This is a genomic window from Sphingomonas sp. GW821-FHT10F09, from assembly GCF_058809195.1.
On sequence record NZ_JBXASI010000002.1, the window covers coordinates 390,470 to 413,808 of the forward strand.

Here is a 23,339-nt window from a genome sequence, read left to right on the forward strand (position 1 = left end):
GGCCGCACCTGCCATGACGCTGCCCAGGTTCGTACTTGGCCTTGTCGCCGCCACGCTGCTGGCCGGCCCTGTGCAGGCGCAACAGATCGACGTCGGCGCCTCGCCGCCTGCCCCCGACACCGCGGAGGCGGCGCCCGACAGCAGCCAGGGCGACACGCAGCGCCGGCCACGCACGCCGATCAGCCGCACCCGCGACACCTCGCCCTCGGCACTGATCGGCGACACGCAGAGCACACCGCCGCCCGGCCTGATCGGCGACTGGCAAGACATCCGCACCCGGCTCGGCCAGCGCGGCATCGGCGTCACCGCGCGCTATGCATCGGAAAGCGGTTATAACTTTGCCGGCGGCGACCGGAAGCTGTTCCGTGAGACGGGGCAGTTCGACGCCGGCGTGCTGCTTGATCTCGACAAGCTCGTCGGGCTGACCGGTGGCGCCTTCCAGGCGACGGTGACGTGGCGGCGCGGACGCAACCTCACCACCGATGCCGGCATTGATTCGCTGCAGCAGGTGCAGGAGGTCTATGGTCGTGGCCAGACCGGGCGGGTGACGCAGCTCTGGTACGAACAGCGGATCGGCGAGGCGGTCGAGATCAAGCTCGGCCGGACCAATCCGGGCGAGGATTTTGCGGTCTTCTCCTGCCATTTCATGAATCTCAGCTTCTGCGGCGCGCAACCGGGCAATCTGGTCGGCGATTACTGGCAGAACTGGCCGATCGGCCAATGGGGCGCCCGCATCCGCGTCGCGCTCCCGCAGGACCTGTACGTGCAGGGCGGCGTCTACGAGATCAATCCGCGCAACCTCGACAACGACTTCTTCATCGCGCGGTTCAAGGGCGCGACGGGGATGCTGGTCCCGGTCGAGATCGGCTGGACGCGCGGCGGCAATGCCGGCGAGCGGGGCGGCAACGTCGGATCGTACAAGGTCGGCGGCTGGATCGGCACCGCGAACGGCGACGACGTGCTGTTCGATGCGAATCGTAACGCCAGCGTCGTGACGGGGCTGTCGCCACTGCGGCGCTCGAGCCGCTACGGCGTCTATGCGACGATGCAGCAGCAGCTGACCGGCACGTCGAAAGACGGCAAGTCGCTTACCGGCCTGTCGATGTTCTTCAACGTCACCCAGGCGGACCGCGCCACCTCGGTCACCGACAATCAGGTGTCGCTGGGGTTGTTCTACAAGGGGCTGGTGCCGGCGGTGCCGGGCGACGTTCTCGGCGTCGGCATCGCGCGGACCAACGTCAACGGCCGCGCCGCACGGGCCGACCGGCTGGTGCCGGGCACGGCGGTGCGCCACGCCGAATATGCGGCGGAGGTCTATTACAGCATCCATCCCGCCGACTGGCTCGAACTGCGGCCGAACCTGCAATATATCCATCATCCCGGCGGGATACGGCAGGCGGACGACGTCGGCGTGCTCGGGTTGAAGGCGGCGATCACGCTGTAAGCCGTTACGGCAGCGCGGTTCGTCGCTCGACAAGCGGGCCGCGTCGGCCTATCGATCTGTTATACACGTTAAACAGAGGGAATATCATGCCCGACGCCAGCCTCAACGCGAGTAAGGTCCTCGATCGCGTCCTCGTCCTCGAGATGGTGCGCGTCACCGAAGCGGCCGCGATCGCCGCTTCGACGCTGACCGGGCGAGGCGACGAGAAGGCCGCCGACGCCGCCGCGGTCGAGGCGATGCGCGAGGCGCTGAACGAACTCGACATGGATGGCACCGTGGTGATCGGCGAGGGCGAGCGCGACGAGGCGCCGATGCTGTTCATCGGCGAGAAGGTCGGCACCGGCAACGGCCCGGCGATCGATATCGCGCTCGACCCGCTGGAAGGCACGACGATCTGCGCCAAGGCAGGGCCGAACAGCCTCGCGGTGCTGGCGATCGCCGAAAAGGGCGGGCTGCTCAACGCGCCCGACGTCTACATGGACAAGATCGCGGTTGGGCCCAACCTGCCTGCCGGGATCATCGACCTCGACAAGACCCCGACCGAGAACGTGCAGGCGATCGCCGCGGCGAAGGGCGTCAAGCCGAGCGAGATCATCGCCTGCGTGCTCGACCGTCCGCGCCACGAGGCGCTGATCGCCGAGCTGCGCGCGCTCGGCTGCGGCGTGATGCTGATCGGTGACGGCGACGTCGCCGGTGTGATCGCGACCGCCGATCCCGACACGACGATCGACGTCTACATGGGATCGGGCGGGGCGCCCGAGGGTGTGCTCGCCTGCGCGGCACTGCGCTGCGTCGGCGGCCAGTTCAAGGGCCGGTTGCTGTTCCGCAACGACGACGAGCGCGGCCGTGCGCGCAAATGGGGGATCGAGGACCTCGACAAGCAATATGACCTCGAGGAACTGGCCAAGGGCGACTGCATCTTCGCCGCGACCGGCGTCACCGACGGGTCGCTGCTGGAGGGTGTCAAGCGCCGCAAAGGCAAGATGACCACCGAGAGCGTCGTGATGCGCGCCTCGACCGGCACCGTGCGCTGGGTCAAGGGCGAACACCGGACGGATTGATCGGTGGCGGGTCGGCATCGCGCCTCAGCGGTTCTCGGCCCATCCCGACGATCATCATCCTGACGAAAGCCGGAGCCCATGGTTGAAGGTCGCGGGGTGGCGCCAAACCTCGGCTGCCCCCGGGGCTTGGGTCGCGACGTTCGTTGGGATGACGATGAGAGGGGGCGAATCAGGGCTACGAAGTAGGGGTGGTGACAATCGCATCGATATGCCCGTCGCGTTCCTCCTCGTCCTGACCCTTGCCTATCAGGCGGTCCTGCTCCGCCGTGGTCAGCTGTTCGCCTGGATGCGAATCGACCTGCGCGCCCGGCATCTGCGCTGGGCGTCGGGGCTATGGCTCGGCTATGCCGCGCCGGCGCTGCTCGGCCTGCTGGCGCTTCGACGCCTGTCTAGCATCGCGCAGCTGCCGCCGGAATTCGTGCCGCTCGCCTGGTATCTCGACATCCCGCCGGGATCGATCGGCATCCCTTTGGTTGTGGCCGGGCTCGCAGGGGGCAGCTTGCTCGGGCTGGTGCTGACCTGGTGGCGGGCGCGGCGGGGCCGGGCGCCATGGACCGCGGGCGACGTGCGGTCGATCATGCCGACAAGCGATGCGGATTTGTGGCCCGCCGCCGTGCTCGCGCTGTCCGCGGGGGTGGCGGAGGAGCTGTTCTACCGCCTGTGGCTGCCGCTGATCGTCGCGCTCGCGACCGGATCGGGCACCGCGGGCGTGATCGTCGGTATGCTCTGCTTCGCCGCCATGCACCGCTATCAGGGCTGGGCCGGCGTCGCCACCAACACGATCGGCGGCGCGCTGCTGACCGCGCTCTACATGGGCAGCGGCGCGCTCTGGCTGCCGGTCGCGGTGCATGCGCTGGTGGACGTCAACGCGCTCGTCCTGCGCCCGGCGCTCAGCGCCCGGCTGCGGCGACGGCTCAGTTCTTGAGCCGCCAGCCGCTCTTGAAGATCGAGGCGATGACCGCGAGGCACGCGACGAGGAAGCCCAGCGTCACGCCGAGGCTCACCGCGATATCGACGTCGCCCTTGCCGAAGAAGCTCCAGCGGAACCCGCTGACGAGGTAGACGACCGGGTTGAACAGGCTCACCGTCCGCCACGCCGGCGGCAGCATGTCGATCGAATAGAAGCTCCCGCCGAGGAAGGTCAGCGGCGTGATGAGCAGCATCGGCACGAAGTTGAGCTGTTCGAAGCTCTTCGCCCAGATGCCGAGGATGAAGCCGAACAAACTGAACGCCACCGCGGTCAGCAACAGGAAGGCGACCATCGCGCCCGGATGCAGCACCTTGATCGGCACGAAGAAGGACGAGGTCAGCAGGATGATGACGCCGAGTATCACCGACTTGGTCGCGGCGGCGCCGACATAGCCCAGCACCATCTCCATCGCCGAGACGGGGGCGGAGAGCAGTTCGAAGATAGTGCCGGTGAATTTGGGAAAGTAGATGCCGATCGAGGCGTTGCCGACGCTCTGCGTCAGCAGCGACAGCATGATGAGCCCCGGTACGATGAAGCTGCCATAGCCGACGCCGTCGACGCTTTGCATCCGGCTGCCGATCGCGCCACCGAAGACGATGAAATACAGGCTGGTGGTGAGCACTGGCGCAACGAGGCTCTGCCACAGCGTCCGCAGCGCGCGGGCCATTTCGAAGCGATAGATCGCCCAGATACCGTGGAGGTTCATGCCCGGGTCTCCACGAGATCGACGAAGATGTCCTCGAGGCTCGATTTCGAGGTTTCGAGGTCCTTGAAGGCAATGTGACGGTCCGCCAGTTCGCGCAGCAGCGACGGGATGCCGGTATGTTCCTCGGTCGCATCGAAGACGTAGCGCAATGTGCGCCCCTCGTTGACGAGGCTCAGCTGCCAGCGTTCGAGCCCGGGCGGCACGCCGTCGAGCGGCTCGACCAGCGTGAGATCGAGCTCGCGCTTGCCGAGCTTCTTCATCAGCGCGGCCTTCTCCTCGACCAGCAGCAGCCGGCCCTGGTTGATGACGCCGACGCGGTCGGCCATCTCCTCGGCCTCCTCGATATAATGCGTGGTCAGGATGATCGTGACGCCGCGCTCGCGCAGCCCGTGGACCAGCTTCCACATGTCGCGGCGCAGCGCGACGTCGACGCCCGCGGTGGGCTCGTCGAGGAACAGGATGTCGGGTTCGTGCGCCAGCGCCTTGGCGATCAGTACGCGGCGCTTCATCCCGCCGGATAGCTCCATGATCTTGGCGTCGCGCTTGTCCCATAGCGACAGGTCGCGCAGCACCTGTTCGATATAGGCGCTGTGCCCCGACCGGCCGAACAGCCGTCGCGAGAAGGTGACGGTGGCGAGCACCGTCTCGAACATGTCGACCGACAGTTCCTGCGGGACGAGGCCGATCATCCGGCGCGCCGCTTTGTAGTCGGTCAGCGCATCGTGGCCGGCGACGGTGATCGTTCCGGTCGAGGGCGTGACGATACCGCAGATAATGCTGATGAGGGTGGTCTTGCCCGCCCCGTTCGGGCCGAGCAGCGCGAAGATTTCACCCTTGTTGATCGTCAGGTCGACCTGATGGAGCGCGGTGAAGCCGCCCTTGTACGTCTTGGACACGCCAGCGATGGCGAGGATCGGTTCCGGCATTGGGGTCCCCCTGTGGCGCGGGAGATAGGGGGTGGGGTGGGGGAAGACTAGGGGTAGGGGCAGGGGGGGAGGGCCCGGGTGGTCCGTCGCCATCGCCTCGCCCCGACGGAACAACGGGATAGTCTCCTATGCCCCCCGCGCCGCGGCGATCGCTTTCTCGATCTCCTCGATCGGTAGCGCGCCGGACAGGATCCGGTCGCCGACCACCCAGCTCGGCGTGCCGTTCATGCCGAGCTTCGCCGCGGTCTGCATGTTCTTGGCGATCTCGGCATCCACCGCAGCCACGTCGATCGCGGCGAGCGACACGCCAACTTTTGCCGCGGCGCCCTTGATCGAGGCGTCGCTGACCGGCCCGCCCGCGTAGAGCGCGTCGTGGAAGCCCTGGAACTTGCCCTGCTGCGCGGCGGCGAGACTGGCGCGGGCGGCGATGCGGCTTTCATCCGACAGGATCGGCAGGTCGCGATAGACGACGCGCAGGTTGGGATCGCGCTTGATGAGATCGGCGATCAGCGGCAGCGCCGCGCGGCAATAGCCGCAATTGTAATCGAAATATTCGACCAGGGTGACGTCGCCCTTGGGATTGCCGGCCCAGGCGCTGCCGAACGGCGCGGTGATCGCGTCGCGATTCGCGGCGACCGCCTGTCCCGATTGCTGGTCCTGCAGCCTCTGCATCGCCTGCGGGATGATCTCGGGATGCGCGAGCACGTAATCGTGAACGACGCGCTCGATCCGCATGCGATCCGCACCGCCGGGTGCGGCGAAACGGTCGTAGCTCCAGACGGCGCCGGCGCCGATCACCGCGCCGAGCACCGCGATCAGCGGCAGGGTATAGCGTGTCACCGTTTCTTATACTTCTTCGGGTTGTCGTCCATGTCGTTCTGCGCGGCCATCGCGATGTCCTGCGCGCGGATCCAGTCGGACGTGTTGGCGGGGATATTGGCGAGCGCATAGCGCGCGCTCTGCGCGGCGGTACGGTGGTCGCCGTTCATGCTGGCACGCTCGGCGGTGGCGAGCGCGGCGCGGGCGGTGTCCCCGGTCAGTTCATAGGCGGTGCCGAGCTGATACCAGGCGAAGGGGTTTTCGTCGTCCCGACCGGTGGCGACACGCAGTACGCGGATCGCCTCGGGGTAGTTGGCCTTGTTCTCCGTCGCGATCAGCGCGTGGCCGAAGGTGGTGGCGATCAGCGCATTGTTGCGCGTCCCCTCGGTCGCGGCGCGCAACGGGGCAACCGCCTCGGTCGGGCGGCCGGCCTCGAGCAGGATCTGGCCGCGGACCTCCTGGAAATAGGGATCGTTCGGATCGGCCTTGATGAGCGCAAGCGATTCGGCATCGGCCTTGTCGGGATAGCCCGCCTTGTGGAAGGCATAGGCGCGGGCATAATGGCCGTAGATGCTGGTGTCGGTTTCCGGGAAATCCTTCAGCGTGCGGTCGGGCGTCATCACATAGCCCTCCAGCTTCGCCTTCACCCGGCGGAACCGCTCCTCCAGCGCCGGGTCGGACGGCTTGTTCCACGCCGGCGAGGCCTGCAGGTCCGCGGTCAGATGCGCGATGCGGTCCCCCGACAGCGGGTGCGTCTGCATGAACGGGTCGATATTCTCGACGCCGTAGCGATATTCCTGCTGCTGCAACGTCTTGAAGAAGCTGAGCATGCCCTTGCCGGTGATTCCGGCGGTGGTCAGGTAGCGCGCGCCGGCGGCATCGGCGGCGGATTCCTGCGTGCGGCTGAACGACAGATACTTGCCCATGCCGGCGGACTGGCCGAGCGCCATGAGGCCCGCGCCCGCCTCGCCGGCACCCGCGGCGATCGCGGCGAGGCCGAGGACCATCGACAGCAGGGTGATGTTCATCGCCGGCTTGATGCCCGCATCGGCCAGCACGACGTGGCCGTCCGCGATATGGCCGAGTTCGTGTGCGATGACGCCCTGCACCTGATTGGCGTTGGTCGCCGCCTGCAACAGGCCGGAATGGACGTAGACGGTCTGCCCGCCGGCGACGAAGGCGTTGATCGAATCGTCGTTGATGAGGACGACCTTGACGTCGCGGGGGCTGAGCCCGGCCGCCTTGACCAGCGGCACCGACATGTCGGCGAACATCGCCTCCGTCTCCGCATCGCGCAGGATCGACTGCGCCTGCGCCGGCTGCGCGGCGAGCAAGGTGGCGATGGCGGCGACGGCAAGGCGCTTCATGTCGAGGAACCGGTCAGGGGTGGCACGGGCGGCACCATAGGCATGGCCGTGGGGCAGGTCACGGCTAAACGGTGGATGCGGGCTGGCATGCGACGGGATGTAGCGCGGGCGGCTGAACGGCAGGTGAGTGGCGAGCTGTGGGGCGGGGGTGGGGCGAGGGTGGCAACCCGCCCCGAACCTGCTACACGCCGGCGCCAGTATCATGGCGTCCGAAGCACCCCGCACCACCCGATTCACGAGGTTCCACGACCATGGCGGGCTGCGCGGGTTTGCGCGCCGGTCGTGGGCGCGCTGGTGGGTGAAGGGGCTGGCGATCCTCGCCGGGCTGGCGCTGATCGGCTATGGCGTGCTGTGGGTGACGATCCTGCGCGGTCTGCCGTCGGTCGACCAGCTGCGCACCTACGAACCGCCGCTGCCGACCAACGTGCGCGGCATCGACGGCACGCCGATCCAGTCCTATGCCCGCGAACGCCGCGTCGAGCTGAGCTATGCGGAATATCCGCCGATGCTGGTCCGCGCCTTCCTGGCGGCGGAGGACAAGACGTTCTTCGAGCATCACGGCGTCGATTATCCCGGCCTCGCCGGTGCGGTGATCGACTATGCGCAGAAGTTTGGCACCGGCCGCCGCGCCAAGGGCGGATCGACGATCACCCAGCAGGTGGTCAAGAACCTGCTCATCAACAACGAATATTCGCCGACGCGCAAGCTGAAGGAGGCGATCCTCGCGTATAAGATCGAGGATACGCTGACCAAGCCGCAGATCCTCGAGCTCTACCTCAACCAGATCGCACTCGGCCGCAACGCATTCGGTGTCGAGGCGGCGAGCCACGCCTATTTCGACAAGGAGCTCGACGAACTCGATCTTCCGCAGCTCGCCTATCTGGCGATCCTGCCCAAGGGGCCGTCGAACTACGATCCCGTCCGCCATCCCGAACGCGCGATGGAGCGGCGCAACTATGTGCTCGGCGAGATGCTGCGCAACGGCTTCATCACCCGCGGGCAGCACGATGCGGCGGTCGGCGAACCGCTCGGCACGATCCTGCGCCGGACGCCGAAGTTCGAACGGGTCGGCGGCTATTTCGTCGAGGAGGTGCGCCGCCAGCTGATCGACAAGTTCGGTGAGACGGCGCGCGACGGACCCTATGGCGTCTATCAGGGCGGCCTGTGGGTGCGCACCTCGCTCGACACGCGGTTGCAGGACCTCGCCGCCGAGGCGCTGCGCGACGGCCTGCTCCGCTACGATCGCGGGCGCGGCTGGTCGGGGTCGCTGCGCCACGTCGATCTGGGAGAGGACGGCGCATGGTTGCAGCCGCTGCTCAACACCAACATCGGGCTCGATTATCGCGATTGGCGCGCGGGCATCGCGATCGCACGCGACGGCGATGCATGGAGCATCGGCTTCGCCGACGGCAAGACCGGCACGCTGCCGCGCCGGGCAGCGCAGATGCCGGTGCGGGGCAAGGGTGGTACCAGCTTCGCCGCGATCAAGGCGGGCGACATCCTCGCGGTGGCACCCGAAGGCGATGCCTATGCGCTGCGATCGGTGCCCAAGATTTCCGGCGGCTTCGTCGTGGAAGAGCCGGCGACGGGGCGCGTGCTGGCGATGCAGGGCGGCTTCGACAGCCGTCTCGCCGCGTTCAACCGCGCGACGCAGGCGCTGCGCCAGCCCGGATCGACGATCAAGCCGATCGTCTATTCCGCCGCGCTCGAAAACGGCATGACCCCGGCATCGATCATCGTCGACGGGCCGTTCTGCGTCGATCAGGGCGCGCGGCTGGGGCAGAAATGCTTCCGCAACTTCGGCAACATGCGCGCGGCGGGGCCGCACACGATGCGCTGGGGCATCGAACAGTCGCGCAACCTGATGACGGTCCGCGCCGCCGCGACCACCGGCATGCCCAAGGTCGTCGACACGATGAAGCGGATGGGGGTGGGCGATTACCAGCCCTATCTCGCCAATGCGCTGGGCGCCGGCGTCACCACGGTGACGCGCATGGTCAACGCCTATGCGACGCTCGCCAACAACGGCCGCGCGCACAATCCGACGCTGATCGACTTCGTCCAGGACCGTCACGGCAAGGTGATCCTGCCCGAGAACTGGCGCGCCTGCGACGGCTGCAATGCGAAGGACTGGAACGGCAAGTCGATGCCGCGGCCGGGCGACCGCACCCGGCAGGTGATCGACGCGATGACCGCCTACCAGATGGTGCACATCACCGAAGGCGTGATCCAGCGCGGCACGGCGGTGGTGCTGCGCGATCTCGACCGGCCGATGTTCGGCAAGACCGGCACCACCACCGGCCCGACCGACGTCTGGTTCGTCGGCGGTACGCCGCAGTTCGTCGGCGGGCTCTACGTCGGCTACGACACGCCGACCAACCTCGGCGGCTATGCGCAGGGCGGCACCTTCGCCGCGCCGATCTTCAAGGCGTTTGCGGTCAAGGCCTATGACGGGCTGGAGAAGCTGCCGTTCCGCGCGCCGGCGGGCATCCGCATGGTGCGGATCGACCGCGGCAGCGGCCGGCCGGTCTACGGCACCTTCCCGACCGACACCGATCCCAAGGCGGGCGTGATCTGGGAGGCGTTCAAGCCGCAGAGCGAGCCGCGCCGCGCAATCCGCCGCGGACCGGCCCCCGCCGCGACCGCGACCGTCGCGGCCAAGCGGGCGGAGACCCCGCGCGACAGCGATTTCTTGCAAAAGGAAGGCGGAATCTACTAGCGCCGCTTCCTATATAGGCGCTTTCCCGCCCAACCCGATCTTACCGGAGAGTTTTCATGCGCGCCGAAGCGCAATCCCACGTCGATAGCATCAAGGACGCACTGGCGCTGCTTCGCCGGTTCCTCGACTGGGATCGCGCGCTCCGCCGTCTCGACGAGCTGAACGCGCGCGTCGAGGACCAGGCCCTGTGGAACGACCCCAAGGCCGCGCAGGAGGTGATGCGCGAACGCCGCCGGCTGGATGAGGCGGTCACCGCGACGCGCGCGATCCAGTCCGAGATGGACGACACCGTCGAGTTGATCGAGATGGCCGAGGCGGAGGGCGACACCGCGATGGAGCTGGAGGGCGTCGAGGCGCTCGCCGCGCTGGCGAAGCGCGCCGACCACGACAAGATCCAGGCGCTGCTGGCCGGCGAGGCCGATGCCAACGACACCTACATCGAGATCAACTCGGGCGCCGGCGGCACCGAGAGCCAGGACTGGGCGGGCATGCTGCAACGCATGTACACGCGCTGGGCCGAACGCCGCGGCATGAAGGTCGAGCTGATCGACTATCACGCCGGCGAACAGGCGGGGATCAAGTCGGCGACGTTGCTGGTCAAGGGCGAGAACGCCTATGGCTATGCCAAGACCGAGAGCGGCGTGCACCGGCTGGTGCGGATCAGCCCGTACGACAGCGCGGCACGGCGGCACACGAGCTTTTCGAGCGTCTGGGTCTATCCGGTCATCGATGACGACATCCAGGTCGAATATAACGAGAGCGACCTGCGCATCGACACCTATCGCGCGTCGGGCGCGGGCGGGCAGCACATCAACACCACCGATTCGGCGGTGCGTATCACGCACATTCCGACCGGCATCGTCGTGCAGTGCCAGAACCAGCGCTCGCAGCACAAGAACAAGGCGGAGGCGTACAATCAGCTGCGCGCGCGCCTGTACGAGCGCGAATTGCAGATCCGCGAACAGGCGGCGAATGCCGAGAATGCGACCAAGACCGACATCGGCTGGGGGCATCAGATCCGCTCCTACGTGCTCCAGCCGTATCAGCTGGTGAAGGACCTGCGCACCGGCACGACCTCGACCGCCCCTGGCGACGTGCTCGACGGCGAACTCGATCCGTTCATGGCGGCGGCGTTGTCGCAGCGCGTGACCGGCGAAAAGGTCGAGGTGGAGGACGTCGATTGACCCCCGGGCGGCGGACCCTGACCGGCGCGGCCGCGTGCGGGCTGTGCCTCGTGCTGATCGCGTGCGACGGGTCCAAGCCGCTCATCAAGCGTGACGAACAGCCGGTGCTCTTCCCCGCCGCCGACCGGCCGGTGGCGCATATCGTCTCGGCGCGCTGGTCGAACGAGGAAGCGCGCGACCGGCTGAACGAAGCGGCGGAGGTGATGGATCGGGCCGGGATCGCACCCGGCATGACCGTCGCCGACATCGGCGCGGGCGAGGGCTATTACACGATCCGGCTGGCGCAGCGCGTCGGCGAGAACGGCCGGGTGCTGGCGGAGGATATCGTCGCCGGGGTGCGCGATGCACTGGCCGAGCGCGTTGCGCGCGAGGATCTGGAGAACGTCTCGGTCCGGCTCGGCGCGCCGGCCGATCCCAAGCTGCCCGTGGCGAGTTTCGACCGGGTGCTGATGGTCCACATGTATCACGAGATCGCGCAGCCCTATGAATTCCTGTGGCGGTTGCGGCCGGCGCTGAAGCCCGACGGGCTGGTCGTGGTGGTCGACGCCAACCGCCAGACCAGGAACCACGGCACGCCGCCGGCGCTGCTGCGCTGCGAGTTCGAGGCGGTCGGCTATCGCCAGGTGTCGATGACCGAGATGCCGTCTGCTGGCGGTTACGTCGCTACCTTCCGCGCCGTCGGCCCGCGGCCGGCGCCGGAAGCGATGAAGGCCTGCGTCCTGCGCGGCTAGGGCCGGTTTTCGACCCCGATCGATGCGTGTTCCCAAGGAACGCGTGTGCGCGCGAGGAGGCGCGAAGGACGCGGAGGTGTTTTTTGCCGCGTCGGCGGTCCTCCCCATGATCTGGGGAGATGACAGGATTTCCCTGCCCCACACGAGACGTCTCCGCGTCCTCCGCGCCTCTGCGCGCACAATCTTGCTGTCACGTCGCACCGAACCGGCGAGGCCGGCTACATCGCCCCGGCTTCGCGCAGGCTGGTGACGGTGTCGCCGGTGACGATCAGATGGTCCGCCACGACGATGTCGAGCGCCGCCGCGGTGCGGACCAGCGCGCGGGTGAAGGCGAGGTCGGCCGCGCTCGCGGTGTTGTCGCCGCCGGGATGGTTATGTACAAGCACCAGCGCGGCGGCGTCGAGGCGGAGCGCTTCAGCGAAGATCGCGCGGAACGACGGGGCGACCTGCGTCGTGGTGCCGGTGAAGTCGGCGCGGCCCAACAACCTCCATTCCGGATCGAGATAGAGCACGACCGCACGCTCCAAGGGCGAGTCGCGCAGGTCCGCGAGCTGCCCGGCGGCGGCGTGCGCGTCGGCGATCAGGGGCAAGGCGGGGGCGTCGGCCATGTCGCAGCCTTGCCGCGGGTCGCCGCGGGCGCACCTGCGAGCGCATCCGTTTCGGTGCGACGCTTGGCGACTCGCCCGCCGCGCGGTAGGCCGCTGCGTATGCGCCAATATCTCGACCTCATGGACCGCGTGCTGACCAGCGGCGCGGCGCAGATGGACCGGACCGGCACCGGCACCCTTTCCGTCTTCGGCGCGCAGATGCGCTTCGACCTCGCGCAGGGCTTTCCGGTGCTCACCACCAAGAAACTGCACCTGCGTTCGATCATCATCGAGCTTCTGTGGTTCCTCCGCGGCGACACCAACGTCCGCTGGTTGCAGGACCAAAGGGTGAGCATCTGGGACGAATGGGCCGACGATGCGGGCGATCTCGGGCCGGTCTACGGCAAGCAATGGCGCGACTGGGAGACGCCGGACGGGCGCCACATCGACCAGATCAGGGAGCTGATCGACCAGATCCGCACACAGCCCGCCTCGCGCCGGCAGATCGTGTCGGCGTGGAACCCCGGCGACCTGCACGCGATGGCGCTGGCGCCGTGCCATTGCCTGTTCCAGACGCATGTCGCGAACGGCCGGCTGTCGCTGCAACTCTACCAGCGGTCGGCGGATATCTTCCTCGGCGTGCCGTTCAACATCGCGAGTTATGCGCTGCTGACGCATATGCTGGCGCAGCAATGCGGGCTGGAGGTCGGTGAGTTCGTCTGGACGGGTGGCGACTGCCATTTGTACACCAACCATCTCGATCAGGCGCGGCTGCAACTGGCCCGCACGCCCGGACCGTTGCCGCGGCTGGAGATCGTGCGGACGCCGCCGGCGATCGATGGCTATGCCTATGAGGATTTCGTGCTGCACGATTATGTGGCGCAGCCGCATATCAAGGCACCGGTGGCGGTGTGATCAGCTTTCACCTCGCACGCGCCGACAATGGCGTGATCGGCCGCGACGGCGGGTTGCCGTGGCGGTTGCCGGCCGACCTCAAGCGCTTCAAGGCGCAGACGATGGGCCGCGCCATGGTGATGGGGCGCAAGACGTTCGAGAGTTTCCCCGCGCCGCTGCCGGGGCGGCGGCACATCGTGCTGACGCGCGATTCCGGCTGGTCGGCCGCCGGCGCGGAGGTGGTGCATGATGTCGAGCAGGCGCTGGCGAGCGCGGGCGACGACGTGGCGGTGATCGGCGGCGCGGAGGTGTTCGCCTTGTTCCGCGACCGGGCGGACCGGGTGGAGCTGACCGAGGTGCATTGCGACGCGGTCGGCGACGTGCGCATGCCGGGATTCGACGGCTGGCATGAGGTGGCGCGCGAGGATCACGCCGCCGAGGGCGAGCGGCCGGCGTACAGTTTCGTGACGCTGGTGCGCGAAACCGTCCCTCACCCCGGCGTCTGAACGTCTGACCCATCTTCCTCGCTTCCCCCGCGAGGGCCGGGGAAGGGGTCGGTTTCGGACTGTCGAACACATCCGGGGAGGCGGACGCAGCCGGCGCCCGCCCGAACTGTGTCGATCCATTGCAGGCCCGCCCTGCCGGGGAGGAATGGGTATCCTCTTCTGCCACATTCCCGCATAACCGGCCCGGCGGGGCGTTCGACTCCGTGACTGGGGAGGGCGCTGATGGGCAGGTGGCTGGTCGCGGGCGGGGTGATCGTCGTGCTGGCGCTGCTCGGCTTCTTCGGGCTCGCGCCGGTGATCGTCGAACGCTCGATGAACCGGGTCGAGCCGGTGCCGGTCCGCATTACGCCGCAGGCGCGCGACCTGCACCGCCGGCTGTTCGTCGCCGACATGCATGCCGATACGCTGTTGTGGCAGCGCAACCTGCTCGATTCCGGCGCGCGGGGGCAGGTCGACCTGCCGCGGCTGGAGGCGGGCAATGTCGCGCTCCAGGTCTTCTCCTCGGTCACCAAGACGCCGAAACACCAGAATTACGACGCCAACGGTGCGGACAGCGACAATATTACGCTGCTGACGATCGCGCAGCGGCAGCCGCCGCGGACATGGAACTCCTTGCTCGAACGCTCGCTGTGGCATGCGCGCAAGCTGACCCGCGCGATCGCCGGGTCGAACGGCCGGCTGCGGGCGGTGCGCAGTCCGGCGGATCTCGACCAGCTGCTGCGCGCGCGGGCGGACTGGACGCGCTGTTTCGGCGATGCCTGCCTGACCGGGCCGCCGGTGGGGGCGATGCTGTCGATCGAGGGGTTGCAGGATCTGGAGGGCGATATCCGCAATCTCGACCGGCTGTACGACGCCGGGTTCCGGATGGCGGGGATGGCGCATTTCTTCGACAATGAGGTCGCCGGATCGATGCATGGCCTCGCCAAGCGCGGACTGACGCCGCTGGGGCGGCAGGTGATCGCGCGGATGGAGGCGAGGGGCATGGTGGTCGACGTCGCGCATGCGAGCCATGCCGCGGTCGCCGATATCCTGCGCGTCGCGCGGCGGCCGGTGGTGTCGAGCCATGGCGGCGTGCAGGCGACCTGCCGGGTCAACCGCAACCTGACCGACGACGAGATCCGCGGCATCGCCCGGACCGGCGGCGTCGTCGGCATCGGCTATTGGGAGGCGGCGGTTTGCTCGACCAGCCCGGCGGCGGTCGCGCGCGCGATCGCGCATGTCCGCGATCTGGTCGGCATCGCGCATGTCGGCCTCGGGTCGGACTTCGATGGCGCGGTGACGACCGGGTTCGACGCCAGCCAGCTGGCGGGCGTGACCCAGGCACTGCTCGATCGCGGCTTCACCGCGGACGAGATCGCGCGGGTGATGGGCGGCAACGTCCTGCGCCTGTTGCACGCCGGACTCGCACCCGCTGTTGCTCCGGGCGCGACCCAGCCCTAAGGCGCCGCGGATGGAGCGGCTGGACGGCGGCTCGGCGGTGCCGCCGCATCTGGCCGGCGGGATCGTCGCGCTCGGCAATTTCGATGGCTTTCACCTCGGGCACCAGGCGGTGGTCGGGCGCGCGGTGGCGCGTGCGCGCGCCGAGGGCCGGCCGGCACTGGTCGCGACCTTCGATCCGCATCCGGTGCGCCATTTCCGACCCGATGCGCCGCCGTTCCGGCTGACGACGCTAGACCAGCGGCAGCGGCTGTTCGCCGCGGCGGGGGTGGATGCGATGGTCGTGTTCCACTTCGACGGTGCGCTCGCGCGGCTGTCGGCGGAGCGGTTCATCGCCGAGCGCCTGCACGCCGATCTGCAGGTGGCGGGCGTGGTGACGGGGGAGGATTTCACCTTCGGCACTGCCAAGCGCGGCGACGTGCGGCTGCTCGCCGAACGCGGTGCGGCGCATGGCTTCGTCGCGGAGACGGTCGGGCCGGTGACGCTGGATGGCGAGCCGGTGTCCTCGACGCGCATCCGCGACGCGCTGCGGCATGGCGATCCCGGTGCCGCCGCCCGGCTGCTGACGCGGCCGTTCGCGGTCGAGGGCGTGGTCCAGCACGGCGACAAGCTCGGCCGGACGATCGGCTATCCCACCGCCAACATCGACATGGGCAAATATCTGCGCCCCGCCTACGGCATCTATGCGGTGACCGGCCGGCTGGCGGACGGCCGCGTGCTGAAAGGCGCGGCGAATCTGGGCATCCGCCCGACCTTCGACCCGCCCAAGGAGCTGCTCGAACCCTATTTCTTCGACTTCGCCGGCGACCTGTACGGCCAGCCGATCGAGGTCGCGCTGATCGACTATCTGCGGCCCGAGGCGAAGTTCGACAGCCTCGACGCGCTGACCCGACAGATGGAGCGCGACTGCGACCAGGCGCGGGCGCTGCTGGCATAGGCGTCGGCGCGACCGAAATCCTTTGCCGCACGTTGAGCGCGGCATGATCCCTATCCTGTCCTCGTCGCCCCTTCCCGAAACGCTCGTCCCGGGCCTGCGCGAACACTACGCATTGCACGTCGGTATGGAAAGCGCGCCGCTCGACGCGGTGCGCGCGCTGGTCGGCGGCGGGTCGATGACGGTCGATACGGCGCTGCTCGACCGTTTGCCGCGGTTGGAGATCGTCGCTGTGCACGGCGTCGGGCATGACGGCATTGACAGGCAGGCGCTGGCGGCGCGGGGTGTCGCGCTGGCGATCACCCGCGACGTGCTGACCGAGGATGTCGCCGATCTCGCGATCGGACTGTGGCTGGCGGTGGAGCGGCGGATCGCCGCCAACGATCGCGCGGTGCGCGGCGGCGGCTGGTCGGTGCCGCTCGCGCGCCGGGCGACGGGGCGGCGGATCGGCATCTATGGCCTCGGCGCGATCGGTCGGGCGATCGCGGCGCGGGCGGCGCCGTTCGCGGGCGAACTCTCCTACAGCGCGCGGACGGCCAAGGCCAACGCGCCGTGGCGGTTCGTCGCCGGGCTGGAGGCGCTGGCGGCGGCGAGCGACGTGCTGTTTCTCGCCGCGGCGGCGGGAAGCGAGAACGAGGGCGCGGTCGACGCTGCGGTGCTGACGGCGCTGGGTCCGGAAGGCGTGCTGGTCAACGTCGCGCGCGGATCGCTGGTCGATCAGGTCGCCCTGATCGAGGCGCTGGCGACCGGCGGCATCGCCGGCGCCGGCCTCGATGTCTTCGCCGACGAACCGGACGTGCCTGCGGGGCTGCATCGTGACACCGTCGTCCTGTCGCCGCATCAGGGATCGGCGACCGTCGCGGCGCGCGCGGCGATGGCGGCGCTGCTGGTCGCCAATCTCGACGCGCATTTCGCCGGCGCGACCCCGCCGGGCCTGGTGCGCTGACCGCGATGCAACTTCGTAGGGGTGGCCGGGTTGTGGGGGAGATTCCTTTCACCGTCAGGACATTCCCCATGATTCGTTCGATCCTCATCGGCCTGATTGCCGGCCAGCGCGCGATGACCCCGCTCTCGATCGTCGCGGGCGAGGCGGCGAAGGGGCGTATCGGTGCCGACATGCCCGGCGCTGCGCTGTTGTCGCATCCCGTCGTGCAGGCGGGCGCGGTGACGCTCGCCGCAGCGGAGATGGCGGGCGACAAGATGAAGACCGCGCCCGATCGTACGGTCATCGCCGGCCTGACCGCACGGTCGCTGACCTCGGCCTTCGCCGGGGCGGCGCTGGCGAAGCCGGGGCAGCGGCGGATGGGTGCGGCGCTGGCCGTGGCGGCGGCGATCGCCAGCTCCTATGCCGGGCTGGCGTTGCGCAAGCGGGCGATGCGCCGCTTCGGGCAGACCGCCACCGGCTTCGTCGAGGATGCGGCGCTCGTCGCCGGCGGGCTGGCGGTCGCCAATATGCGCCGCTGACCGGCCCGGTTTCGCCGCCGCGCGCTTTGCTCTAGGGCGCGCGCATGCAAGCTGTCATCCTCAGCGCGGGCATCGGTTCGCGGTTGCTGCCGCTGACCCGCGAAATCCCCAAATGCCTCGTCGAGGTCGGCGGGCGCAGCATCCTCGATCATCAGCTCGACGCATTGCACGCGGCGGGTATCGAACAGGCGGTGATCGTCGGCGGCTATCGCTATCGCCAGATCGGCGCGCATCTGGCGCGGGCGAAGCCGCCGTTGCCGGTCCGGCTGCTGTTCAACCCCTTCTGGTCGGTGGCGAGCAGCATCGGCAGCGTGTGGATGGCGCGCGACCTGCTGGATGCGCCCTTCTGTCTGATGAACGGCGACACCGTGTTCGCGGCCGACCTGATTTCCGCCGCGGTGCGCGCGCCGGGCGAGGGTGTGGGCCTGCTCGTCGAGCCGCTGCGCGCCGCGGCGCCCGACGACATGCTGGTGACCGTCGCCAACCGGCAGGTGTGCGCCGTCGCCAAGGACCTGCCGCTCGACGTGGCGACGCACCGGTCGCTGGGGGTGATCGTGTCGAACGGCGGCGATGCCTATGCCCGCGCGCTGGAAAGCGTGATCGCACAGCCGGGCGGGCTCGACGCCTTCCACCATGCGATCATCGCCGACCTCGCCGCTTATGCGCCGGTGCGCGCGATCGTTGCGGGCGAGGGGGCGTGGCAGGAGATCGACCAGCCCGAGGATATCGCCGCCTGGGCGGACCGGCACGGCGGATGAAGACCGACGTCGCGTTCCTGTTTCTGGGCGAGACGCTGCTGATCCCGCACCTGTTCCCGGTGATGGAGGCATTGGTTGCGGCCGAGCCGGCGTTGCAGGTCGATGCCTGGGTGGCGACGTCGATGCATGAGGCGCTGATTCGCGGTTGGCTCGGCGAGGGAACGCGCGTGCGTATCCGTCGCGCGCCGGGCTTTCGCGATCTCGGCGCATGGGAGGTGGGGCGGAACCCGCCGCTGCCCGCGAAGCTGCCGCTGCTCGCCCGGCTCGCACCGCGGCTGCTGGCCACGCGGGTGGTGGTGTCGGCGGAACAGACCAGCCTGTGGATTCCCGCGTTGCTGCCGACGCGGGCGCGCTTCGTGAACATCCTGCACGGCGCCGGATCGATGATGAATCGCGACGATCGCCGGCGCAAGGCGGCGGCGCTGACCATCGTCGCGGCGGAGCGCGAGCGGCAGGCGCTGGCGGCGCACGGCGTCGATCCCGCCGGGATTGCGGTGACCGGCTATATCAAGGCGGGGTTTGGCCAGCGCACGCATGCGTCGCTGGCGTTCGTGCACGACCGGCCGACAATCCTCTATGCGCCGCACTGGCAACGGCACCGTTCGTCGTGGTGGGACTGGGGCGAGGCGGCGATCGGCGCCATCCTCGCGGGCGGGCGCTACAACCTGGTCTTCGCGCCGCACCAGCGGCTGGTCGAGAAGGCGCCGGACGTGCGCGCCTTTGCGGCGACGCTGGCCGGGCGTGGCGACGTGCATGTCGACCTCGACAGCTTCGCGATGGTCGACGGCAGCTACACCGCGGCTGCCGATATCTATCTGGGCGATACGTCGAGCCAGGTCGTCGAATTCCTGATGCGGCCGCGGCCGTGCGTGTTCCTCGACCCGCGCGGCGTCGTCTGGGCGGGCGATCCGAGCTACGACATGTGGACCGCAGGCGAGGTGGTGACCGATCTCGCCATGTTGCCGGCCGCGCTCGACCGCGCTGGGGCGGACCATGCCGCCTTCCTGCCGGCGCAGCGGACCTTCGCCGCCGACTCGCTGGGCGATACCGACGGGGCCGCGCCGCGTCGTGCCGCCGCGGCGGTTGCGCGCATCCTCGCCACCGCCTGACGGCTGGCGACTATCCCAAGGGCGTGCGGACCGCTATCGGGCCGGACATGGCCGCAACACCCTCCTCGCCACAATCGCCCCCGCCGCAACCCGTGGTGATTCCAGTCGGCAGCAATCCGACGCCGATCTGGGGGATGAGCGCCGCCGAGCGGCTGCGGCGGATGGCGGTGGCGCGCAAGCTGCCGCTGGCGGGGGATGCCGACGCGGCGGGCGCGCTGCTCGCCAACCTCGCCTTCGCCTTCGATCCGGCGTGGCTGCCGCACCTGCTCGCGCGGCCGGGAACGGTGTTGACGCGCGAGGGCGTGCCGGTGCTGGCGCATGTCGTGACCGCCGCGGATCGCACCCGCGTCGCTGCGGCGATGGAGGCGGACCGCCCGCTCGACCCCGGCACGCTGACCATGATCGCCGCGGAGGCGGAGGAGGGTATCTTCAACGAGGCGCTGCGCAAGCGCGAGAAGCCGTTCGCCGAGCGACTGGTTCCCGCCAGCGTCCCCGCGATCGAGCGCGCGAGCTATACCGGCGCTTACAAGGGCGTCACCGATCTGCTCACCAAATATCTGTGGCCGGAATGGGCGTTGTGGATCACACGCCTGTGCGCGCGGGCGGGCATTTCACCCAATCAGGTGACCGCGATCGGTTCGGTGCTGTGCATCATCGCCACGGTCGCTTTCTGGTACGGCTGGTTCTGGAGCGGACTGGCGATCGGGCTGGTGTTCATGGTGCTCGATACGGTCGATGGAAAGCTGGCGCGCTGCACGATCACCTCGTCGGCCCTCGGCAATGCCTGGGACCATGGCGTCGACCTGATCCATCCGCCGTTCTGGTGGTGGGCCTGGGCGGTGGGATGCACCGCTTATGGCCATCCGTTGAGCGATGCCACCTTCGTTGCGGTGATCGCGGCGATGTTGTTCGGCTATGTCGCGCAGCGGCTGATCGAGGGGGCGTTCATCGCCCGGTTCGGCATGCACATCCATGTCTGGGAGCGGTTCGACAGCCGGTTCCGGCTGGTCACCGCGCGCCGCAATCCGAACATGGTGATCCTGTTCGCCGGTCTGCTGGTGACCCGTCCCGATTGGGGCATCGTTGGGGTCGCGGTCTGGACGATGGCGTCGCTGGTGGTACATCTGGTGCGGCTGTTTCAGGCGATGGCCGTCGCTGCCCGTGGCAAGAGGATCGTCAGCTGGCTGGCATGACGCGATGACCAGTGCGATGTTCAAGGGTGGGCCGCAGGGCGGACCCATGCGCGCGATCGCCCGCAATCTCGGCTGGATGCTGGCGAGCCGCGGCGTGCTCGCGGTGCTCAGCCTCGTCTATCTCGCGATCGTCACGCGCACGCTGGGCGTCGCCGGCTTCGGCCGGTTCGCGCTTATCACCGGCGCCAGCCAGGCGCTGGCGACGGTCGTCGGGTTCCAGACGTGGCAGATCATCGTCCGCTACGGCCACCAGCATCTGAAGCCCGGCGACGAGACGCGGCTGGCACGGCTGTTCCGCGCGTGCGGCCTGCTCGACGTCGGCAGCGCCGTGATCGGCGTGATCCTGGCGGCGGTCATCATCCACACCTGGGGCGAGGCGCTGGGCGTCCGCCCGGTCCATGCACGCGCGACCATGATCTTTACGATCGCGCAACTGCTGTCGATCCGCTCGACCCCGCTCGGCATCCTGCGCTTGCGCGACCGTTTTTCCGTCGCGGCGGCGGCGGACAGCGTGACCCCGGCGACACGGCTGGTCGGCGCGGTGCTGGCGGCGCTGTTCCTGCCGAGCGTCACCGGCTTCCTCATCGCCTGGGGGCTGGCGGAGGTGCTGACCGCCGCGGCCTATTGGGCGGCACTGGCGCGCAGCGGCGACCTTAAATTGCTGTTCGCGCCCGGGATCGGCGTGCGCGACGTGGTGATCGACCATCCCGGCATCGTCCGCTTTTCGCTCGCCACCAACGCCAGTTCGTCGCTCGGCCTGTCGAGCAAGCAGATACCGTTGCTGCTCGTCGGCGGCACGGTCGGCACCGCCTCGGCTGGTGCGTTCCGGCTGGCGCTGCAACTGGCGCAGGCGCTGACCAAGGTATCGCAGCTGCTCGCGCGCGCCGCCTTTCCCGAAATCGTCCGCGCGGTCGCGGCGGGTGGCCTCGCCCGGGTGCGGCAGATGATCCTGCGCTCGTTCCTGATGGCGACGGTGGTCGCCGCCTTCGCGTTCCTGATCGTCGTCGTCTTCGGTCACCCGGTGCTGACGCTGATGGGCGGCAAGGAATTCGGTCGCGCCTATCCGATCCTGCTGTGGCTGGCGGCGGCGGGGTGCATCGATCTGGTCACCGTCGGCTTCGAGCCGCTGCTGCTCGCCGCCAACCGAATCGGCGCCACCTTCATCGCGCGGCTGGTCGGGATCGGTGCGCTGTTCGCGGTCAGTTTCTGGCTCAGCCCGTCGCTGGAGGTGATCGGCGTGTCGATCGCGGTGCTGGTCAATGCGGTGATCGTCGCGCTGCTGCTGGGGCTGGCGATCCAGTCGCTGCTCCAGTCTGAACCCGCCGTGGCGGATGCGACCGGCGATAAGTCGGGCGAAATCGCCTGAATCAGACTAACGTGCATCAATTTTCTTGTTAGGGCCGCAATCCTGCCCATATTTGCCCCTGTGACAGTTCGGTGAAGGGCTCGTGACGGAGGGTGTAATTTGGCCACGGTATTCAACAGGCGCCCCTCCGCCGGCGAGGCTCTGATCGACGCGGCCGGGCAGGTCGTATTCCGGCGGTGTAGTGCGGCGGTCGACGTGCTTGGCGAGGCGCGGATCGCGCGCGGGTTGGCACCGGTCGTACCGGCCCGGGGGCCGTTGCTCGTCGGCGTCGTTGCCAACGGGCGCAGCCATCGCAACCTGAAGCACGGCATGCGGCTCGATCACTGGCCGGACGTGCTCTACACCGCACCCGATACGTTCGACGCGCTCGAGGAGACGCTGCGTGACTATGCGGCGCGGGGCATTGGCTTGTTGGTGGTGAACGGTGGCGACGGCACGCTGCGCGACGTGATGACCGCGGCGGCCCGGGTGTTCGATGCGATGCCGCCGATGGCGATCATCCCGTCGGGCAAGACCAATGCCCTGGCGCTCGACCTTGGCATTCCCGAAGGCTGGACGGTGCGCGACGCGATCGCCGCGGCGCAGGCGGGACGATTCGTCGAGCGCGCGCCGGTCGAGGTGCTGCGCGACGATGCGACGGTGCCGGACGCGCGCGGATTTCTGCTCGGCATGGGCGGTTTCGTCCGCGCCACCGAACTGGCGCAGAGCACGCATCGCGCCGGCGCGTTCAACGGCGTCGCGGTGGCGCTGTCGCTCGGCTGGAGCATCGCGCAGACCCTGTTCGGCGGTGCCGGCAATGCCTGGCGCCGCGGCACGACGATGCGGTTGCAGGCCGATGGCGACCGGCCGGTGACGCGGCAATTGTACCTGATGCTCGCCTCGACCCTCGAACGGATGCCGGTCGGGTTGAAGCCGTTCGGGCGCGAACGCGCCGGCCTCAAGATGCTGACCGTCGATGCGCCGCCCCGCCATCTGTTCCGCATGCTCAAGCCGATCCTGTCGGGGACCGACGGCAGCCCCGCGGTCGCCGCCGGCTTCGCGCGCACCGATCCGCGCAGCATCCGCGTCCAGTCCGACGAAGGCTTCATCCTCGATGGCGAACATTATACGGGCGGCGACCTGACGATCCGGGCGGGAGAACCGATCCGCTTCGCCGCCGCTTGA

Annotated in this window: 22 protein-coding genes; 17 read left to right on the forward strand and 5 right to left on the reverse strand. The window is 68.9% G+C overall.

Features of this window, described 5'->3' with window-relative positions:
• Positions 1 to 13: 13 nt before the first annotated feature.
• The 3 genes from AC1RTO_RS09900 (at position 14) to AC1RTO_RS09910 (ending at position 3,430) form a co-directional block, all read left to right on the forward strand.
• Complete coding sequence (locus tag AC1RTO_RS09900; protein ID WP_493160702.1) at positions 14 to 1,444, forward strand: carbohydrate porin; 1,431 nt, start codon at positions 14 to 16, stop codon at positions 1,442 to 1,444.
• Positions 1,445 to 1,530: 86 nt separating this feature from the next.
• Entirely contained in the window at positions 1,531 to 2,505 is a 975-nt protein-coding gene (gene glpX, locus AC1RTO_RS09905) for a class II fructose-bisphosphatase (protein WP_493160703.1), read from the forward strand.
• A 208-nt stretch (positions 2,506 to 2,713) separates the two neighbouring features.
• Positions 2,714 to 3,430 carry a CPBP family intramembrane glutamic endopeptidase gene (locus AC1RTO_RS09910; RefSeq protein ID WP_493160704.1) on the forward strand — a complete coding sequence of 239 codons (717 nt, stop codon included), beginning with the start codon at positions 2,714 to 2,716 and terminating at the stop codon, positions 3,428 to 3,430.
• Here AC1RTO_RS09910 and AC1RTO_RS09915 read toward each other — a convergent pair.
• The 4 genes from AC1RTO_RS09915 to AC1RTO_RS09930 form a co-directional block, all read right to left on the reverse strand.
• Positions 3,420 to 4,181 (reverse strand): ABC transporter permease, encoded by a 762-nt coding sequence (locus AC1RTO_RS09915; protein WP_493160705.1) that lies wholly within the window; start codon positions 4,179 to 4,181, stop codon positions 3,420 to 3,422. The genes AC1RTO_RS09910 and AC1RTO_RS09915 overlap by 11 nt on opposite strands.
• Complete coding sequence (locus AC1RTO_RS09920) at positions 4,178 to 5,107, reverse strand: ABC transporter ATP-binding protein (protein ID WP_493160706.1); 930 nt, start codon at positions 5,105 to 5,107, stop codon at positions 4,178 to 4,180. Before AC1RTO_RS09920 ends, AC1RTO_RS09915 begins: the two co-directional genes overlap by 4 nt.
• Before the next feature lie 126 nt (positions 5,108 to 5,233).
• Complete coding sequence (locus AC1RTO_RS09925; protein ID WP_493160707.1) at positions 5,234 to 5,947, reverse strand: DsbA family protein; 714 nt, start codon at positions 5,945 to 5,947, stop codon at positions 5,234 to 5,236.
• Entirely contained in the window at positions 5,944 to 7,293 is a 1,350-nt protein-coding gene (locus AC1RTO_RS09930; RefSeq protein ID WP_493160708.1) for a M48 family metalloprotease, read from the reverse strand. Before AC1RTO_RS09930 ends, AC1RTO_RS09925 begins: the two co-directional genes overlap by 4 nt.
• A gap of 202 nt (positions 7,294 to 7,495) precedes the next feature.
• Here AC1RTO_RS09930 and AC1RTO_RS09935 point away from each other — a divergent pair, with 202 nt between their 5' ends.
• The 3 genes from AC1RTO_RS09935 to AC1RTO_RS09945 are packed head-to-tail and all read left to right on the forward strand — an operon-like array spanning position 7,496 to position 11,927.
• A complete protein-coding gene (locus AC1RTO_RS09935) occupies positions 7,496 to 10,012 on the forward strand; it encodes a penicillin-binding protein 1A (RefSeq protein ID WP_493160709.1) in 2,517 nt (838 codons plus the stop codon).
• A gap of 56 nt (positions 10,013 to 10,068) precedes the next feature.
• Positions 10,069 to 11,196 (forward strand): peptide chain release factor 2, encoded by a 1,128-nt coding sequence (prfB, locus tag AC1RTO_RS09940; RefSeq protein WP_293876189.1) that lies wholly within the window; start codon positions 10,069 to 10,071, stop codon positions 11,194 to 11,196.
• Complete coding sequence (locus AC1RTO_RS09945; RefSeq protein ID WP_493160710.1) at positions 11,193 to 11,927, forward strand: class I SAM-dependent methyltransferase; 735 nt, start codon at positions 11,193 to 11,195, stop codon at positions 11,925 to 11,927. The genes prfB and AC1RTO_RS09945 overlap by 4 nt, the downstream gene beginning before the upstream one ends.
• A 218-nt stretch (positions 11,928 to 12,145) precedes the next feature.
• On the opposite strand, the gene AC1RTO_RS09950 is transcribed toward AC1RTO_RS09945, so the two are convergent.
• Complete coding sequence (locus AC1RTO_RS09950; RefSeq protein ID WP_493160711.1) at positions 12,146 to 12,535, reverse strand: JAB domain-containing protein; 390 nt, start codon at positions 12,533 to 12,535, stop codon at positions 12,146 to 12,148.
• Between the two features lie 99 nt (positions 12,536 to 12,634).
• Between AC1RTO_RS09950 and AC1RTO_RS09955 the strand changes: the two genes are divergently transcribed.
• The 11 genes from AC1RTO_RS09955 (at position 12,635) to AC1RTO_RS10005 (ending at position 23,339) form a co-directional block, all read left to right on the forward strand.
• Positions 12,635 to 13,429 (forward strand): thymidylate synthase, encoded by a 795-nt coding sequence (locus AC1RTO_RS09955; protein ID WP_493160712.1) that lies wholly within the window; start codon positions 12,635 to 12,637, stop codon positions 13,427 to 13,429.
• Positions 13,426 to 13,914, forward strand: coding sequence for a dihydrofolate reductase (locus AC1RTO_RS09960; protein WP_493160713.1), 489 nt, complete (start codon positions 13,426 to 13,428; stop codon positions 13,912 to 13,914). The genes AC1RTO_RS09955 and AC1RTO_RS09960 overlap by 4 nt, the downstream gene beginning before the upstream one ends.
• 222 nt (positions 13,915 to 14,136) lie before the next feature.
• Positions 14,137 to 15,354, forward strand: a complete 1,218-nt coding sequence (locus AC1RTO_RS09965) for a dipeptidase (RefSeq protein ID WP_493160714.1) — start codon at positions 14,137 to 14,139, stop codon at positions 15,352 to 15,354.
• A gap of 10 nt (positions 15,355 to 15,364) precedes the next feature.
• Complete coding sequence (locus AC1RTO_RS09970) at positions 15,365 to 16,288, forward strand: bifunctional riboflavin kinase/FAD synthetase (protein WP_493160715.1); 924 nt, start codon at positions 15,365 to 15,367, stop codon at positions 16,286 to 16,288.
• A 43-nt stretch (positions 16,289 to 16,331) separates the two neighbouring features.
• Positions 16,332 to 17,231 (forward strand): NAD(P)-dependent oxidoreductase, encoded by a 900-nt coding sequence (locus AC1RTO_RS09975; protein WP_493160716.1) that lies wholly within the window; start codon positions 16,332 to 16,334, stop codon positions 17,229 to 17,231.
• Between the two features lie 68 nt (positions 17,232 to 17,299).
• Positions 17,300 to 17,749, forward strand: coding sequence for a DUF4126 domain-containing protein (locus AC1RTO_RS09980; RefSeq protein ID WP_493160717.1), 450 nt, complete (start codon positions 17,300 to 17,302; stop codon positions 17,747 to 17,749).
• A 44-nt stretch (positions 17,750 to 17,793) separates the two neighbouring features.
• A complete protein-coding gene (locus AC1RTO_RS09985) occupies positions 17,794 to 18,507 on the forward strand; it encodes a phosphocholine cytidylyltransferase family protein (protein ID WP_493160718.1) in 714 nt (237 codons plus the stop codon).
• Positions 18,504 to 19,616 carry a CDP-glycerol glycerophosphotransferase family protein gene (locus AC1RTO_RS09990; protein ID WP_493160719.1) on the forward strand — a complete coding sequence of 371 codons (1,113 nt, stop codon included), beginning with the start codon at positions 18,504 to 18,506 and terminating at the stop codon, positions 19,614 to 19,616. Before AC1RTO_RS09985 ends, AC1RTO_RS09990 begins: the two co-directional genes overlap by 4 nt.
• 47 nt (positions 19,617 to 19,663) lie before the next feature.
• Positions 19,664 to 20,809, forward strand: coding sequence for a CDP-alcohol phosphatidyltransferase family protein (locus AC1RTO_RS09995; protein WP_493160720.1), 1,146 nt, complete (start codon positions 19,664 to 19,666; stop codon positions 20,807 to 20,809).
• Between the two features lie 46 nt (positions 20,810 to 20,855).
• Positions 20,856 to 22,175 carry a lipopolysaccharide biosynthesis protein gene (locus AC1RTO_RS10000; protein WP_493160721.1) on the forward strand — a complete coding sequence of 440 codons (1,320 nt, stop codon included), beginning with the start codon at positions 20,856 to 20,858 and terminating at the stop codon, positions 22,173 to 22,175.
• Between the two features lie 99 nt (positions 22,176 to 22,274).
• Positions 22,275 to 23,339, forward strand: a complete 1,065-nt coding sequence (locus AC1RTO_RS10005) for a diacylglycerol/lipid kinase family protein (protein WP_493160722.1) — start codon at positions 22,275 to 22,277, stop codon at positions 23,337 to 23,339.